The 16,392-nt window shown below is 40.9% G+C and carries 16 protein-coding genes; 1 reads left to right on the plus strand and 15 read right to left on the minus strand.

Going from position 1 to position 16,392, the window contains the following annotated elements:
- Nucleotides 1–69 precede the first annotated feature (69 nt).
- Nucleotides 70–1,797 (plus strand): Na+/H+ antiporter NhaC family protein, encoded by a 1,728-nt coding sequence (locus ABJK37_RS17480; RefSeq protein ID WP_348356622.1) that lies wholly within the window; start codon nucleotides 70–72, stop codon nucleotides 1,795–1,797.
- Between the two features lie 18 nt (nucleotides 1,798–1,815).
- Here ABJK37_RS17480 and ABJK37_RS17485 read toward each other — a convergent pair whose 3' ends face one another.
- The 15 genes from ABJK37_RS17485 to dctP all read right to left on the minus strand — a co-directional run bounded on the left by ABJK37_RS17485 (nucleotide 1,816) and on the right by dctP (nucleotide 16,391).
- The gene (locus ABJK37_RS17485) at nucleotides 1,816–2,184 is read right to left on the minus strand and encodes a response regulator (protein ID WP_348356624.1); all 369 of its coding nucleotides are present in this window, start codon (nucleotides 2,182–2,184) and stop codon (nucleotides 1,816–1,818) included.
- On the minus strand, nucleotides 2,177–3,301 hold the full coding sequence (locus ABJK37_RS17490; protein ID WP_348356626.1) for a histidine kinase: 1,125 nt from the start codon (nucleotides 3,299–3,301) through the stop codon (nucleotides 2,177–2,179). Before ABJK37_RS17490 ends, ABJK37_RS17485 begins: the two co-directional genes overlap by 8 nt.
- A gap of 61 nt (nucleotides 3,302–3,362) precedes the next feature.
- Nucleotides 3,363–3,572: a DUF1653 domain-containing protein gene (locus ABJK37_RS17495; protein ID WP_348356763.1), complete on the minus strand. Its 210-nt coding sequence runs from the start codon at nucleotides 3,570–3,572 to the stop codon at nucleotides 3,363–3,365.
- Nucleotides 3,573–3,574: 2 nt separating this feature from the next.
- Nucleotides 3,575–4,783, minus strand: coding sequence for an MFS transporter (locus ABJK37_RS17500; protein WP_348356628.1), 1,209 nt, complete (start codon nucleotides 4,781–4,783; stop codon nucleotides 3,575–3,577).
- 54 nt (nucleotides 4,784–4,837) lie between these two features.
- Nucleotides 4,838–5,899: a DNA polymerase IV gene (gene dinB, locus ABJK37_RS17505; RefSeq protein WP_348356630.1), complete on the minus strand. Its 1,062-nt coding sequence runs from the start codon at nucleotides 5,897–5,899 to the stop codon at nucleotides 4,838–4,840.
- A 119-nt stretch (nucleotides 5,900–6,018) separates the two neighbouring features.
- On the minus strand, nucleotides 6,019–6,252 hold the full coding sequence (nqrM, locus tag ABJK37_RS17510; protein WP_348356632.1) for a (Na+)-NQR maturation NqrM: 234 nt from the start codon (nucleotides 6,250–6,252) through the stop codon (nucleotides 6,019–6,021).
- Nucleotides 6,253–6,282: 30 nt separating this feature from the next.
- The gene (locus ABJK37_RS17515; protein WP_348356634.1) at nucleotides 6,283–7,308 is read right to left on the minus strand and encodes an FAD:protein FMN transferase; all 1,026 of its coding nucleotides are present in this window, start codon (nucleotides 7,306–7,308) and stop codon (nucleotides 6,283–6,285) included.
- 64 nt (nucleotides 7,309–7,372) lie between these two features.
- Nucleotides 7,373–8,605, minus strand: a complete 1,233-nt coding sequence (gene nqrF, locus ABJK37_RS17520) for an NADH:ubiquinone reductase (Na(+)-transporting) subunit F (RefSeq protein WP_348356636.1) — start codon at nucleotides 8,603–8,605, stop codon at nucleotides 7,373–7,375.
- A gap of 19 nt (nucleotides 8,606–8,624) precedes the next feature.
- Nucleotides 8,625–9,233: an NADH:ubiquinone reductase (Na(+)-transporting) subunit E gene (gene nqrE, locus ABJK37_RS17525; RefSeq protein ID WP_348356638.1), complete on the minus strand. Its 609-nt coding sequence runs from the start codon at nucleotides 9,231–9,233 to the stop codon at nucleotides 8,625–8,627.
- A gap of 3 nt (nucleotides 9,234–9,236) precedes the next feature.
- Complete coding sequence (locus ABJK37_RS17530) at nucleotides 9,237–9,869, minus strand: NADH:ubiquinone reductase (Na(+)-transporting) subunit D (RefSeq protein ID WP_215930878.1); 633 nt, start codon at nucleotides 9,867–9,869, stop codon at nucleotides 9,237–9,239.
- A 12-nt stretch (nucleotides 9,870–9,881) separates the two neighbouring features.
- Nucleotides 9,882–10,640, minus strand: coding sequence for a Na(+)-translocating NADH-quinone reductase subunit C (locus tag ABJK37_RS17535; protein ID WP_348356640.1), 759 nt, complete (start codon nucleotides 10,638–10,640; stop codon nucleotides 9,882–9,884).
- Nucleotides 10,630–11,847 carry an NADH:ubiquinone reductase (Na(+)-transporting) subunit B gene (locus ABJK37_RS17540; protein WP_348356642.1) on the minus strand — a complete coding sequence of 406 codons (1,218 nt, stop codon included), beginning with the start codon at nucleotides 11,845–11,847 and terminating at the stop codon, nucleotides 10,630–10,632. The genes ABJK37_RS17535 and ABJK37_RS17540 overlap by 11 nt, the downstream gene beginning before the upstream one ends.
- A 2-nt stretch (nucleotides 11,848–11,849) precedes the next feature.
- Nucleotides 11,850–13,190 (minus strand): Na(+)-translocating NADH-quinone reductase subunit A, encoded by a 1,341-nt coding sequence (locus ABJK37_RS17545; RefSeq protein WP_348356644.1) that lies wholly within the window; start codon nucleotides 13,188–13,190, stop codon nucleotides 11,850–11,852.
- Between the two features lie 748 nt (nucleotides 13,191–13,938).
- On the minus strand, nucleotides 13,939–15,117 hold the full coding sequence (gene fabV, locus ABJK37_RS17550; RefSeq protein ID WP_348356646.1) for an enoyl-ACP reductase FabV: 1,179 nt from the start codon (nucleotides 15,115–15,117) through the stop codon (nucleotides 13,939–13,941).
- 179 nt (nucleotides 15,118–15,296) lie between these two features.
- Nucleotides 15,297–16,391, minus strand: a complete 1,095-nt coding sequence (dctP, locus tag ABJK37_RS17555; RefSeq protein ID WP_348356648.1) for a TRAP transporter substrate-binding protein DctP — start codon at nucleotides 16,389–16,391, stop codon at nucleotides 15,297–15,299.
- Between the last annotated feature and the right edge of the window lies 1 nt (nucleotide 16,392).

Here is a 16,392-nt window from a genome sequence, read left to right on the forward strand (position 1 = left end):
AGTAAATCTAGACGTTTGTAGCAAGTACAGACAAACTAAGCTGCAAATAGTGTCCATAAGATAACCTGTATGTTTGAATTTACAAAACGCATTAGCTTTATATTCTTTATCATCAGTCTGCTCAGTGCTCTTTACGTGAATTTTCAAGTCAGTCCAACTTGGGTCGAATCCCAGTTATCGTATCAAACGTACAACAATGAATTAGGACAACTAGCCTATCGGGCAAACGGTCAGGAGGTGTTGATTACTAACCAAGTGCCTTACGAAAACTCTCCGCTTAGGCAATCAGCGTTAGACAAACAAAATACGAAACCTCCAGTCAGTCAACAATGGGTATATAGGGGGACTATTGATAACGTGGTGTTGCTTAAAGCAGATTTTCATTTTGGAATGTGGTCTTTGTTGCCAGCATTTGTGGCTGTAGCACTGTGCTTAATGACCCGAGAGCCTTTAGTTGCATTGTTTGGAGGAATTGTAACTGGGGCAGTCATGTTAGGACGCTTTGATATTACTCATGAAGTATTTATCCCCAATATAGGTACAGCAAGTGCTGCTTCCATACTTATTTTGTACTTATGGTTACTCGGAGGCCTCATGGGGATTTGGGCGAAAACTGGCGCCGCCAAAGCCTTTGCCGATCATATGAGCCAGCATTATGTCAAAGGGCCACGTTCCGCCAAAGTTGTCACTTGGTTTTTAGGATTAGTGTTTTTTCAGGGGGGCACTATGAGTACCGTATTAGTAGGCACAACGGTTAAACCAATAGCGGATAAGGCGGGGGTTAGCCATGAAGAGCTGAGTTATGTGGTTGACTCTACTGCGTCACCGATTGCGTCCATTATTGCGTTTAATGCATGGCCTGCTTATATTCAAGTTTTCTTGTTCATACCTGGCGTGGCATTCTTAGCCACAGAAAGTGATAGGATAGCGTTCTTTTTTGCCAGTGTTCCCTTTAGTTTTTACGCTATTTTTGCAGTAGTAGGTACTTTGCTATTAAGTTTGAATATCACCACTTTCAGCGGCCCGCTTCTTAAAAAGGCAAATAAGCGAGCGAGAGAAACTGGCGCACTAGATGGGCCGACCGCGTCACCAATTAGTGCCAAAGAACTACACGAGAGCCAAGTACCTGAAGGTTATTCGGCCCATAGATTGGAGTTTGTTTTACCTTTGGTTAGCTTGATTGTCATTGCGATTGGATCTTTTTTTACTACAGGAACACCGCAGATACATTGGGCTTTTTCGGGAGCTTTGTTTCTGTCTATTTTTATTGCGCTGGCCAAAGGGATGTCACTAAAACATGTCTTAGATGGTTTTGGAAATGGATTAAAGGGCGTTGTGGTGGCTTCGGTCATTTTGATGTTCGCCTTAACAATCGGAGTGTTAAGCAAACAATTGGGGGGTGGTATCTATTTAGTTGAATCTTTAGGTGAGCATATCCCATTTTGGTGTTTACCGATAATTTTACAGCTAATGACTATGGTTATCGCATTTTCTACCGGTACGAGTTGGGGAACGTACGCCATCGCTTTCCCTTTAGGTTTGCCTTTGGCTTGGACTATTGCCCAGACACAAGGGTTAGACAATCCAGAACTCTTTATGATGGTATGTTTTGCAACTATTCTAAATGGTAGCGTGTATGGTGATCAATGTTCACCTATTTCAGACACCACAATCCTAAGCTCCATGACTACTGGGTGCGATTTAATGGACCACGTTAAGTCACAAATTGTACCCGCCACCTATGCCGCAATTCTAGCGGCTTTATTGTGGACAATGACAGTGGGGATATTCACCTAAAGATGTCTCTAGTCAATTTTATGTTGAGAGTCTGTGTTGAATGGTGCAGGCTTTGTGAAGACATTGATAGAATTCTTCATCTTTAAAGGGTTTTAACAAATAATCAGAATATTCTCTGGAATGCGTTCTATTCTGGAAATGGTTAAAAGCAGTGATAAAAATGATGCTTGTTTCTTTAGGCAATTGTTCGGCTACCTCAATACCATCGACAATTGGCATTTCAATATCCAGTAAAACTATCTTAGGGTGATATAGGCGGGCTAATTGTAATGCAGATTTCCCATTATTTGCTTCATAAACTTTGCCTACTTGTTCGCACTGTGCCAATAGATATTTAACTGTTTCTCGAGCTAGTTGTTCATCGTCTGCTATTAAAATGTCAAACATTGGCGTCACTAATAGGAATGATTAGAGTGGTTTCAAAAAAGCCATCACGGTTGGCGCTTAAATCTAAACGATAGTTTTTATATAACTTTGCTAAACGGTCTTTGGTGTTGGAAACTCCGATACCAAAGCCCTTGTGTTGATCATTCTCCGCAACTTTATTCGTTAACTTTACCAGTAATTGGTCTTCATTGCGGCTAACCTTCAAATCTACAAGGTTTCGATTTGACTCGAGTTGAGAGCCATGTTGTACCGCATTCTCAACTAAAGGATGTAGCAACATATTAGGAATTTCTAGTTCTAAACAGTTTTCTTCAACAGATATTTTGACATCTAACTTATCAGAAAACCGCATTTGTTGAATGCAAAGATAGTTTTTGATAAAGGCAACTTCTTCTTTAACCTTAGAGCCAGTGTCATGCTTATGTTCTAAAATTTTTCGTAACATGCTACTTAACTCTGCTAACGCCTGTACCGCTTCTTCGTCGCGTTTTAATCTAATTAGACTGACGGCCGTGTTGAGTGCATTGAATAAAAAGTGCGGGTTAAGTTGCGTCCTTAAAGTTTTAAGCTGTTCGTCAATAAGCGCGGTTTGAAGGTTTTTGAAGTCTAGCCTTTCTTGGATTCGCTTATCATGAAAACACAATCCAAGACACATGCTCAATAATCCAAAACAAATCAGAAAATCAAGTTGAATAGTGGTTGATAACATTTTCAATAAAAATGGAATAAAAGTGGCGAAGTCAGCTTGAGTGATAACAAAAAATAACCCTGTAGAGCTAAGCCAATTAGCGACAAGTAATAGTCCCATACTAATAGTGTGCAATATTATCCGTTGTCCTAGTGGCCTTTCTTTGGATTCGATAATTTTTGTAAATGTATATAACGCAATAGTGTGAAATATGTATGCGATAAACCAAGGACTTAATTCGTACCAACCTACTATCCAACCCAGCGCCTTTTCACTACCTTCGAACGCTCTAAATTGAAGATGTGCATATATTGCATGTACAGCGAGCCATATTAACGCCGCGCTCATGACAAAAAAACGGCTAGGTAAGTTAGCCCTGATGAGCGATACCGTCTCGGTGTAAAATTCGCTTATTGCTTGATTCAACATGAAGTGAACTGGCAACTATCTAACTAACAGTGCTATTTTAAAGTTCATAATAGTGTGAAAATCACTTGATAAACTTGAATCGTGGTACATATTCTTCTCCTAACTTAACCTCTTCAACAAACATATCTAAAGGCCTAACCCATAACCCTCTTTCACCATAAAGTGGCCGATAGACTACTAATTGTGTTTCATCTTCAGAATGTTTGGCTACACCAATAACTTCGTACTCATTACCTTTATAGTGGCGGTAACGCCCTACTGCCAATGACATCATTACACTCCTTCTTGTTGGTTTTGTGTATTAGTTTTCATCATTCTATACTGCTGCCTAGCCACCACCATCAGTTGCATTACAATAATGACAAAGCTGGCGAACAGTAACCCTTGCCATTCAATTAAGTTGAGAAATAGCCCCGCACTCAAAGCGGCTGTGGCTTGACTACCGAACACCAAAAACTCATTTAAGCCTTGTACTTTAAATCTTTCTATTGGTTCATAACATTGGGTCAATAAAACAGTACCGCCAACAAAAAGAAAATTCCAACCAATGCCCAAAAGCACTAATGCTCCCCAATAGCTCATCCATTGGTTACCAGCCAGCGCCACCAATATAGTGCAGGTATAGGCGAATAGACCAAGATAGATAATTCTTGACGTTCCCAATATGTTAATCAACCAACCACTAAACAAAGAGGGGAAAAACATCGCAAATATATGGCTTTGTATTACCCACTTTGTATCCTGTAACGAAAAGTGTTCATGAATGTGCATATGTACCGGAGTGGCGGTCATAATAAAGCTCATTAGAGCATAACCTACTACTGAAGCTGATACTGCAAGAACAAATACTGGTTGCTTTACGATTTGACTCAGTTTACGGCCTGAATCTGCAGCCTTTTGTGCTACAACATGAGTATTAGTAATCTGCGTAAATAACAAACTACATAACACTAGTATGCCGGCCATTAGGTAAAATCCACCAACAAAGGTTTGAGTTGTGAATATTAGTCCAATCGTAATTAGCTCTGGCCCCAAGATGGCAGCAACGAGGCCGCCCAATAAAACAGTCGAAGCCGCTTTAGGCATTAATTCAAGCTCCACTGACTCCATTGCGGCAAATCTAATTTGCTGTATAGCAGATAACATGAGCCCCAAGGTAAAAGCGCAACATACCAGTCCGATAAAGCTATGGTGAATAATACTAACCGCAGCGAAAAGTGATGCTAGAGCTCCTCCAAAGGTAGTGGCAATAAAGATAGGTTTACGGCCAAAGCGTTGCATCATACGGGTAACGGGTAAAACGCCGATTGCGGTGCCAACTATGCTCATCGCCAAGGGTAATGTTGACCATGCAGGATCTGGGGTAAGCTGGGCTCCTAATACGGCCCCTGCTAATACCATCATTGTGCCGGTGCTCATTGTTAACGCTTGGATTAGTGTTAACAGCCAAACATTAGCGGGCATTTTTGACACGTTTATCATTCCTTACGACATTGAAGCTGAATTTAGGGAGCTAGTGTAACGATTTGCTCGATATTAATCTTCAGTAGATGGAAATGAAAAAGCTAATTGCCTGTTATCTTGAGGATCGGCTAAACCCACATGCACTCCTACTAGTCGAATTCCTCTATCGTTTTGTCGTGCAAGACCTTCGGTTAAAAGTTCTATGAAATAGTTATGGTCTAATTGCTGGCATTTATGTTCGACTGTTGTTTGTTGAAAGTCACTGAACTTAAGCTTAATTCCTTGGCTTTGAATCGGACTCTTAGTTTTGCTTAGCCGTGTTTTTAAAAGAGGGTAAAGGCTATCGATCATTTTAATGCAGTCTTCTTTGCTATGGATATCTTGTGCTAAGGTCCGCTCTACGCCCACTGATTTGCGCTGTCTTGATAGGCTCAGGTTTCGGTCGTCTAAACCATGGCTACGATCCCATATTATTGAACCAAATTTACCGAATCGCTTTATTAAGTCTTCGAATGGAAATTGACGCACATCGGCGCAAGTATGTAAGCCAATGTCGTTTAATTTACTTAATGTAACTTTACCTACTCCAGGAATTTTACCTAATGGCAATGCAATTACAAAATCGTCTAGTAGGTCCGGTGTAACGACACAAATTCCATTAGGTTTATTTTCGTCACTAGCAATTTTGGCGACAAACTTACAAGGGGCTACTCCGGCAGAGGCCGTGAGTTGTGTTTCTTGGAAAATTGCGCGGCGTATATCTTCAGCTATCAAAGTAGCGCTGCCCGAAAACAGTTCACAGTCAGATACGTCTAGGTAGGCTTCGTCAAGTGATAATGGCTCAATCTTTTGGGTATAGCGACTGAATATTTCACGTATTTGTTGTGATATTTCGCTATATAAGTTCATTCTTCCCGGCACCAACACCAACTCAGGACAGAGTTTCAATGCATGGGCTGTCGCCATCGCAGAGCGCACCCCAAATTTTCGCGCTTGGTAATTACAAGTAGAAATGACCCCACGCCTGTCGGAGCTGCCTCCGATTGCTAAAGGCACATAGCGATATTCAGGATTATCACGCATTTCAACGGCTGCATAATAACAATCCATATCTATGTGAATGATTTTGCGCAAATTATTCCTGACAATTTAACTGTATATAAAATCAGTATTTTGCCGTAATAATTTAAAATATCAACATAAAAAACGCCAGACTAGCTGGCGTTGGTGGGTTATCTTAGCGTTAAAACTGCTTATAGAATTTGATTCTTTTTCCATTCATTCAATTTCGCTTGTCTAGATTGTTCTTTTTCCATGCGCATCTTCTTACGATCGCAAGGTTCAGGGCAATCACAGGCTTTAGCAATGCCTAATGCCCCTAAACCACCACAGCTGCCAGCAATGGTTTTTTGTTGAAATATATAACCCACGGCCATTGCAACTGCGACTACGAGAAAAAACACAAATGCGAGTATAAAGGTACTCATAATTAGTCTCCAATTAATTGAAAATGGGGGTTAGTGGATAGTAACAAGCTTGTCAAACATCGAGCTAGTATACTCCTTAAATCCGTCTTTTTCCTTAGTGATCAATAGAACGGCTAATTGGTATTTTTCTGACAATAGTAACGCTTTTTCTTTTCCCATCACATTTAAAGCTGTCGCTAGGCCATCAGCAGTCATTGATGAGGGATTCACAACTGTAACTGATACTAAGTTATGGCTAATAGGTGTACCTGTATTGGGATTAATTAAGTGGGAATAACGCACACCAGCATCTTCATAATAATTTCGGTAGTCACCTGAAGTAGCGATAGCATTGTTGCCAACACTGATAATGCGTTCTACAGCGCGCTCTTTGGTTAGCGGTTTTTCGATTGCCACTCGCCAAGGCTCACCGCTAATTTTTTGTCCTGATAATCGCATTTCTCCACCTACTTCTACTAGATAGTTATGAATATTATGCTTCTCTAAAATTTCAGCTATCTGATCGACTCCGTATCCTTTCGCTATAGTAGATAAATCAACATATAGGTTAGGGTGAGTTTTTGTTGCCGAGTTTTCATGTATTTCAAGGCGTTGTAAACCAACTCGTTCTCTTGCGGTCATTACTTCGGCCGCAGAAGGAATTTTATCGGGGCGAGCTTTAGGGCCAAATCCCCAAAGGTTAACCAATGGGCCGACAGTAACATCCAGTATCCCATCACTTAGGGTGCCTAGGCGTTTAGCTTCTTTCATAACGTAAATAGTTTGCGCTGATAAAGGAAATGGTTCTGTGCTATTCCACTGGTTGAAACGACTCAATTCAGAGTCTTGAATATAGGTAGACATGAGCTGGTTAATGTTAGTTAGCTCTTGGTTTATTTCTGCCTGCAACTCAGTGGGAGTTATGAGCTCGGTCGGTACGTATTTGACATTATAGGTGGTACCCATAGTTGGGCCTGAAAGGTGAATTTCTGCCGGTGGTTGGCTGCAAGACACCAAAAACAATATGCTATAAGTGACTAACAACAGAGGTTTTTTATAAATGATTTCTAAATTCACAACATTTTTCCATAAGAAAAGGGGCATGAAGCCCCTTTAAAAATTAAATAAACCAACTTGGAGTTTATCCGCCGAAGTCATCCAACATAATGTTTTCGTCTTCTACGCCAAGCTCTTTCAGCATATTAATAACCGCAGCATTCATCATAGGAGGACCACACATGTAGAATTCACAATCTTCAGGTGCTGGGTGATCTTTTAGGTAATTCTCTAACAGTACGTTATGAATAAAGCCTGTATCGCCTTCCCAGTTATCTTCAGGTTGCGGATCAGATAGGGCAACATGCCAAGTAAAGTTGTCGTTTTCTTTTTGTAGCATATCGAAATCTTCTACATAGAACATTTCACGTAGTGAACGCGCACCATACCAGAAAGTCATCTTGCGTTTTGATTTCAAACGACGTAGTTGGTCAAAGATATGCGAACGCATTGGCGCCATACCAGCACCACCACCAACAAATACCATTTCTGCGTCAGTATCTTTAGCAAAGAACTCACCGAAAGGTCCAGAAATAGTGGCTTTGTCACCTTCTTTAAGGCTCCAAATATAAGACGACATTTTACCTGCAGGTAAAGACAAGTTGTTTGGCGGCGGCGAAGCAACACGCACGTTCAACATAATAATGCCTTCTTCTTCTGGGTAGTTAGCCATTGAATAAGCACGGATAGTTTCTTCATCGACTTTAGACTCGATGTTGAAGAAACCAAAACGTTCCCAATCACCACGATATTCTTCAGGAATATCAAAGTCTGAATATTTAACATGATGAGGTGGCGCTTCGATTTGAATATAACCACCGGCACGGAAAGGCACGCTTTCACCGTTAGGTATTTTAAGCTTAAGCTCTTTAATAAAAGTGGCTTTGTTATCGTTAGAGATAACTTCACAATCCCATTTTTTAATGCCGAAAATTTCTTCTTCTAGCTCAATGTCCATATCTTGCTTGATAGACACCTGACAAGATAAACGACAACCGTGCTTTGCTTCTTTCTTGCTAATATGGTCAAGCTCAGTAGGTAAAATCTCACCACCACCTGATTTAATATCAACACGACATTGGCCACAAGAGCCACCGCCACCACAAGCAGAAGAAACAAAGATACCCGCGTTAGCAAGAGCACCTAGTAACTTATCGCCAGGCTGTGCAGTGATTGACTCTTCTGCGCCACCGTTGATAGTAATAGTCACTTCGCCTTCTGGCACTAATTTAGATTTTGCAAACATGATGATAAACACTAGCGCTAAAACGATAGCGATAAACATGCCTACACCAAGATAAATTTCATTTGGATTCATTTATATACTCCCAGACCGCTTAAAGCGACACGCCAGTAAATGATTGGAAACCCAGAGCCATCAAGCCGGCGATCATAAATACTGATCCCAAGCCTCTGATGCCTTCTGGCATGTCAGCATATTTCAGCTTTTCACGCACTGCCGCTAGCAAGGTAATGGCGATTGCCCAACCAAGACCACTGCCGATACCGTAAACAATACTTTCGCTAAAGTTGTATTCACGTTGAACCGCAAACGCAACGCCACCAAATATTGCACAGTTAACCGTAATCAAAGGTAAGAAAATACCTAGCGCGTTATATAAAGCTGGGAAAAACTTATCCAAGCTCATTTCCAAAATTTGCACTAACGCAGCGATGACGCCTATAAACGTTAAGAAACTTAAAAAGCTTAAATCGGCCTCAGGAAAACCAGCCCAACCTAAAGCACCTGGCGCTAAGATATTCACAAAAATAACCTGATTAACAGGTACTGAGATACCTAACACCACAATCACAGCTACGCCTAAACCCATCGCTGTTTTTACCTTTTTAGATACAGCTAAAAACGTACACATGCCTAGGAATAATGAGAGTGCCATGTTTTCAATGAAAACTGACTTTATAAATATACTTAAATAATGTTCCATGAATTACTCCTTCGGCTCTACTTGTTCAGGGCGAATTGTACGAATTACCCAGATCAAGCCACCAATCAAAAAGAATGAGCTGAAAGGTAAAATCAACAGGCCATTACCTTGATACCAACCACCATTTTGAACGAGTTCAAATATAGGGAAACCTAAAATTGTACCGAAACCAAATAGCTCTTTTATAGTACCGATAATAATCAATACCATAGAGTAACCAAGACCATTACCAATGCCATCTAAGAAAGACATAAAAGGTGGACTCTTCATTGCGTATGCTTCGGCGCGGCCCATTACGATACAGTTAGTAATAATTAAGCCTACAAACACCGATAGTTGCTTTGAAATTTCGTAAGAATATGCTTTCAATATTTGGTCAACTACTATTACCAAAGAAGCAATAATTGTCATTTGAATAATAATTCGAACGCTAGAAGGTATCTGAGTACGAATTAGCGAGATAAATAAACTCGCAAATGCTGTTACAGCAGTTAATGCCAAGGACATTACCAAAGCTGTTTCTAGTTTAGTTGTAATTGCAAGCGCTGAGCAAACGCCCAAAATTTGCAATGCAATAGGGTTATTGTCCAGAACGGGTCCGAACAATACCTTTTTCATTTCTTTAACGTCAGCCATTGTGTGAACCCCTTACGATTTCCAAGTCTGATTTTTAAGATACGGTCCAAAACCATTCTTACCTAACCAATATGACAGTGTATTTTGTACACCGTTGCTAGTTAACGTTGCACCAGAAAGTGCATCAACTGCATAAGGGTCAGATGGGCTAGCGTTTTTCTTGATCTTAATTGCCACATCTCCTTGATCAAATAATTGCTTGCCGTCCCATTTCGCCTTCCAGCTTGGGTTCTGAACTTCGCCACCTAAACCAGGAGTTTCTTTTTGCTGATAATAAACTAACTCGCGCACTGTGTTGCCGTCAGAGTCTATTGCTAAGAATCCATACATTAAGTCCCAAAGGCCACTACCATGAACCGGTAAAATAATACGAGTCACTTTGCCCGAATCATCTTTTACTTCGTAAATACTGGCAATGCTTGCACGTTGTTGAAAACCAACATTACTGCCTTCAACTTTAACCGAGTATTCAGGCATTTTAGCGGCTTTATACATGTCATAGTTGTCGCTTGGTTTCTCAACATATTGACCTGTTGCTAAATCAATAAACTTCTCATCTACGTATTTTTCGAAGGTACCGGCGATATCGCCAGCCGCTTTATCAGCTAAACCTGCCGCTTCGATGATATTAGATTGTTTGTCTAAAGCTGCGTTTGTTTCTTGCATAGAGCGTAGGCCTACAGCCGCGCTGGACACAATAATCGAACAAACTAAACATACAGCTACAACAACACCTACTGTTTTTCCTAGAGTTTCTTTTTTAGCCGACACGAGCGATCCTCCGTTTGATATTGCTTTGGGCAACGAAATAATCGAATAAAGGCGCCCATAAGTTAGCGAATAAGATTGCCAACATCATTCCTTCGGGGAAGGCTGGGTTAATGACACGTACCATTACACACATCACACCAATCAATATTCCGTAGGCCCATTTACCTTGGTTGGTAAACGATGCAGAAACAGGGTCGGTTGCCATAAAGAACATACCAAAGGCAAATCCACCTGTAACCAAGTGCCAGTACCAAGGCATAGCAAACATGGCATTAGTGTCACTGCCCACCAAATTAAGTAACGTACTTAGCGCAGCCCCACCTAACAACACACCAAGCACTATGCGCCATGATGCGATTCGCATATAAATTAAGAATAAACCACCTAAAGCAATGGCTAAGGTTGACACTTCACCAACAGAACCTTGTAGGTTACCGAAGAAAGCGTTCCACCAATCAGCATTCATACTCCAATCAGAGATATTACCCGCAGCAGCTTGGCTTAACGCCGTAGCCCCAGAATAACCATCAGCAGCCACCCAAATGGCGTCACCGGAAATTTGTGCTGGATAAGCAAAATAAAGGAAAGCACGACCAGACAAAGCTGGGTTTAAGAAGTTACGACCTGTACCACCAAAGATTTCCTTAGCGATAACTACACCAAAAGTAATACCTAACGCCGCTTGCCATAAAGGAATAGTTGCCGGTAGTGTCAGTGCAAATAAAACCGAAGTAACAAAGAAACCTTCGTTGATTTCGTGTTTACGTACGGAAGCAAACAAGACTTCCCAAAATCCACCGACTATAAATACAGTGGCGTAAATGGGTAGGAAGAAACATGCACCGTATAACATCATACCAAGCCAAGTACTCTCAGCATTCAGCTGGCCGCCGAACATTTCAAATAAACCTGCTTGCCAAAATGCGCTAGCCGTATCAGCCCAAACTGCACCACCTAAAATGGCTTCGTGAGCTTGTGCACCCACGTTATACATGCCGTAGAACATAGCTGGGAATGTTGCCATCCACACCATGATCATAATTCGTTTTAAATCGATACTATCTTTAACATGAGTAGTCGATTTATTAACTGTTCCTGGCGTATAAAAAATAGTTGCCGCCGCTTCATACAGGGCATACCACTTTTCGTACTTTCCACCGGCTTCAAAATCCGGCTCAATTTTTTCTAAAAATGCTTTTAAGCCCATGATTAACCCTCTTTCTCAATCTGCTCTAAACATTCACGCAAGATTGGGCCATAGTTATATTTACCTGGGCAAACATAAGTACATAAAGCCAAATCTTCCTCGTCTAGTTCCAAGCAACCTAAACTTTGCGCACCATCGGTATCACCAGAAAGTAAATCTCGTAACAATAAAGTAGGCAAAATATCTAATGGCATAATGCGTTCATAATTACCAATCGGCACCATAGAACGATCTGATCCATTAGTAGTGGTTGTCATATTAAACAACTTCTTAGGACTTAAATGCCCAAGGTAAGCGCGAGTAATAGAATGTTGATTAACACCAGGTTTAATCCAACCGAAAAGTTCTTTTTCGCGACCTTCACGTAAGACTGTTACTTGATTGTGGAAACGACCTAAATAACCGTGTACGCCATGTGCATTAGTCCCCAGTAAAACAGAACCAGAAATCACACGCATTTCACCGTCATTGGTTTCACCAGTCGTTAATTCGCTAAGATCGGCGCCCAACAAAGTGCGCACTAAACGAGGGTTCTTCACCTCAGGACCTGCCAATGCAACCACTTTACGATTATCTAGTTCACCCGTGGTGAATAAGCTACCGATAGTCAAAACATCTTGATAACCAACATGCCAAACTTTTTTGTTGGCACCAGCCGAATCTAAGAAATGGATATGAGTACCCACCAATCCAGCAGGGTGTGAGCCAGCAAATTCGTTTACATCAACTTTTACGTTGCCTACAGCAACGTCAGCGCCTGGCGCTTTACTAACAAATACTTTGCCTTCGGTTAAGCGACTAAGTACTTGTAAACCGTTGATAAAATCTTCGCTTCGCTCTGCGATCACAACTTGTGGATCAGCAGCTAATGGATTGGTATCCATTACGCTTACAAAAATTGAATTTGGTTTTGAGCCTAACTCAGGAGACTTACTAAACGGTCGAGTTCTAATCGCCGTCCATAAACCCGAATTAACTAAATTTTCTTCTACTTTAGCTGCATCCAATGATGCGAGTTCGGCACTACTATATTTAGCAAATGCTTCACTTTCATCACCTTCCAGTTGAATTACAACCGACTGCAAAACACGTTTTGCTCCACGGTTAATTTCAACTATATTACCCGCAGCTGGAGCGGTGAATTTCACGCCAGGATTCTTTTTATCTTCAAAAAGAATCTGACCCTTCTTCACTTTGTCTCCTTCTTGGACATGCATGGTAGGACGCATTCCTACATATTCTTCACCCAAAATAGCGACTCTGGTAACAGAGTTTCCATCTTGAATGGTCTGTTGTGGCGCTCCCTGAATAGGAAGATCTAACCCTTTCGTGATTTTTATCATACGCAATAGCACTACTCTAATTAATACACAGCACCATTAGGCTCTTAAATACAGCCTTCCATCTACTGTATGCAAGTCATCAAAAACCTAGTGGTGGTGAGTATCGTCAATCAAGACTGTTTCATAAGCTACAAGCTAATTTTGCAGCGTCCGATCTTCTTTAAAAATTAATGTCCTGAGCAAAACTTATATACAATTCTACAAGACACCTACGCTTAGCCTCGGAATTTTAGCATTAACCGGTGTATTTCTTCCATGCAAATTGTTGTTTAAACACATTTATTTTGTGGTTTTTATAGATTTTTCTGAATAAACCTATTAGAAAGGTAGACCAAATTTCTAAAATGAATAAAGCGCCATTTTCAGCGGCTTTTTTTTAATCAAAATTTTAACAACACAATTTATTGGAAAAAGTTGAGTTGGACTGTTGATATTAGTGCATGAAAGCAGGTTTCTTTGCCTTCTAAAATAACACTTCAACCGTAAGGTGTGCCCTGACGAAAACGGTAATGAATGTTGGTTTCATTTTTCAGTCGTTTGTCATAATTATTGGTTAGGACAATAAGCTTTTAGTGAAGGAATTCAATACTTGATATTTTTACACTGCTAAAAGGCGATTAACCTTAATGTTGTGAAGTCGACCTTAATTGTAATAGACAAGCAGTGAAATCAGAAACACAAGGTCGTTGCAAATTTACAACAAAAAAACCGCCAATTTTCAGGCGGTTTCTTCGTTAAGCAATGTACTTTACCATTCAACTAAAGGGTTAACGTCAGCATCGTAGTCGACACCCGAGACATCAAAACCAAACAGTTTTAAAAACTCATGGTGATAACCTGCGTAATCGCTCAGATCGTGGAAATTATCTTGAGTGACTTGATCCCATAATTGTTTGATTTTAGCTTGGGTTGCATCATTGGTTTCTTTAGTATTCATATATAAACGACCCATTTCGTCCACTTCCGGATTAGTTTGGGTTAACTTGTCAGTAAACAAATCGTAAATTTGTTCAATACAACCTTGATGTGTGCCTTCTTCTTTCATCACTTTGTAGATAAGTGATATGTACAATGGCATAACTGGTATCGCCGAACTCGCTTGTGTTACTAGTGCTTTTAGAGAAGATACATAGGCCTGTACATTCTTAGCTGCTTTGGTTTTCACTATTGACGCAGCCGCTCTATCTAAATCCTCTTTGGCTTTACCTATAGTCGCTTGCCCATAAATTGGCCATGTCAATTCTTTGCCGACGTAGGTGTAGGCTGTGGTTTTACAATTATCTGCCAACAAGTCGGCTTCATGTAGGGCATCTAACCACAACTCCCAGTCTTCACCACCCATTACTTTGATAGTTTGTTGAATTTCGTCTTGATTAGCTGGTTCAAGTTCAATTTCATGAACTCGGTCTTTGTCTGTATCGTAGGTTTTAGTTTTGTATGCTTGTCCTACAGGTTTCAGAGTTGATTTATACACTTCGCCAGTTTCTGGGTCAGTTCGTCTAGGCGAGGCGAGGCTATAGATAACCAAGTCCACTTTACCCATATCGGCTTTCAAGGTGTCGATGACTTGTTGCTTGAGTTCTTTTGAGAACGCATCGCCGTTTAAGGTCTTAGCATAGAGTCCAGCAGCCGTAGCTTCAGTATGAAATCCAGCTGTGTTGTACCAACCAGCGGTGCCAGTTTTCCTGTCTGTCGGAGGTTTTTCAAAACAAACCCCTAAGGTATTTGCTCCGCCTGCAAATGCAGCTGTGATCCTAGAAGCCAATCCATAACCCGTAGAGCTGCCGATAACTAATACGTTTTTAGGCGCATTTTTTAACGCACCTTGGGCTTTAACATACTCAATTTGTTGGCGAACACTAGCCGCACATCCAACTGGATGAGCGTTAGTACAGATAAAGCCGCGAATTTTGGGCTTAACAATCATAGTGACTTCCTATTTTTAAATTTCAGCGCATTGTAATGCTAGTCTTGGCATAAACACATCTGAACAGCTGATAATGATATAAAGGTTTAAGTGTGTTTAGTGATATTTACTTATCAAACCCCATGTATTATGAGAACAAAAAGTCCCCAAAAGTTACAGTAAATTTTTATGCTTTGCTGTTATTGTGGCTCAGTAGCGCGATTTTTATAGTATTCCAACTCTGATATTTGGTGGTATTTCATGACGTTGCTTTGAAAGTCAGAATAGGACTGATACACCTTTTTAAATAGAGGATCAGCTTCTGACTGCTGCTGCATAACTTCTGCTGAAGCATTTTTTAACGCTAACATGACATCAGCCGGCAGGGGGCGCATATCTACACCATGAGTTTCAACTAAGGCCTGCATGGAGGCATTATTTGCAGCTGTATATTCGTCCCACATGTCTTGATTGACAGCGCGAGTAGCCACTTCAATGATAGCTTGTAAGTCTTTTGGTAATGCTTCGAATGCTTGTTTGTTAACCATAAACTCTAACGTTGCGCTGGGCTCATGCCATCCTGAATAATAGTAATATTTAGCTGCCTTGTGTAACCCAAAGGCTAAATCATTATAAGGACCTACCCACTCGGTGGCGTCTATTGCGCCCGACTGTAATGACGTGAATAATTCACCACCCGTCAGCGCCACAGGAATACCACCTAACTTTTTAAGTACTTCGCCCCCTAATCCGGGTATTCGCATTTTTAAACCTTTTAGATCTGCGACACTGTTAATTTCTTTTTTAAACCAACCTGCCATTTGCACACCAGAGTTACCCCCAGCAAAAGGGATTAAATTAAAGGGGGCATAGACTTCACGCCACAACTCCATGCCGCCGCCATAATGTAGCCAGGCATTCATTTCTGTTGCGTTCATGCCAAATGGAATGGCTGTGAAAATTTGTGATGCGGGAGCTTTGCCTTTCCAATAATAGGAACCAGAGTGGCCCATTTCGGCGGCGCCACTTGACACAGTGTCAAATACTTCAAAACCTGGCACCATTTGCCCGGCGCCAAACACTTTTATTTTTAGCCGACCATTGGACATACGTTCTACATACTTAGCAAAGGTTTCTGGTCCTTTACCCAATCCAGGAAAGTTCTTCGGCCAAGATGTCACTAGTTTCCATTCATAATTTTGTTGTTCAATTTGCGGGGCTGAGGTATCAGAAGATTGCCCGCCGCAGGACAAAAGAAACACACTAAACACTACTAACAGCTGAGGTAATTTCATA

The sequence above is a fragment of the Paraglaciecola sp. genome (genome assembly GCF_039964565.1).
Classification (GTDB): Bacteria; Pseudomonadota; Gammaproteobacteria; order Enterobacterales; family Alteromonadaceae; genus Paraglaciecola.

Coding starts and splice junctions, on each gene's coding strand:
- dctP (WP_348356648.1), bottom strand. CDS start 16,391: ATGAAATTACCTCAGCTGTTAGTAGTGTTTAGTGTGTTTCTTTTGTCC.
- nqrM (WP_348356632.1), bottom strand. CDS start 6,252: ATGAGTACCTTTATACTCGCATTTGTGTTTTTTCTCGTAGTCGCAGTT.
- nqrE (WP_348356638.1), bottom strand. CDS start 9,233: ATGGAACATTATTTAAGTATATTTATAAAGTCAGTTTTCATTGAAAAC.
- fabV (WP_348356646.1), bottom strand. CDS start 15,117: ATGATTGTTAAGCCCAAAATTCGCGGCTTTATCTGTACTAACGCTCAT.
- ABJK37_RS17495 (WP_348356763.1), bottom strand. CDS start 3,572: ATGTCATTGGCAGTAGGGCGTTACCGCCACTATAAAGGTAATGAGTAC.
- ABJK37_RS17540 (WP_348356642.1), bottom strand. CDS start 11,847: ATGGGCTTAAAAGCATTTTTAGAAAAAATTGAGCCGGATTTTGAAGCC.
- ABJK37_RS17500 (WP_348356628.1), bottom strand. CDS start 4,783: ATGATAAACGTGTCAAAAATGCCCGCTAATGTTTGGCTGTTAACACTA.
- ABJK37_RS17485 (WP_348356624.1), bottom strand. CDS start 2,184: ATGTTTGACATTTTAATAGCAGACGATGAACAACTAGCTCGAGAAACA.
- ABJK37_RS17545 (WP_348356644.1), bottom strand. CDS start 13,190: ATGATAAAAATCACGAAAGGGTTAGATCTTCCTATTCAGGGAGCGCCA.
- ABJK37_RS17530 (WP_215930878.1), bottom strand. CDS start 9,869: ATGGCTGACGTTAAAGAAATGAAAAAGGTATTGTTCGGACCCGTTCTG.
- ABJK37_RS17490 (WP_348356626.1), bottom strand. CDS start 3,301: ATGTTGAATCAAGCAATAAGCGAATTTTACACCGAGACGGTATCGCTC.
- nqrF (WP_348356636.1), bottom strand. CDS start 8,605: ATGAATCCAAATGAAATTTATCTTGGTGTAGGCATGTTTATCGCTATC.
- ABJK37_RS17480 (WP_348356622.1), top strand. CDS start 70: ATGTTTGAATTTACAAAACGCATTAGCTTTATATTCTTTATCATCAGT.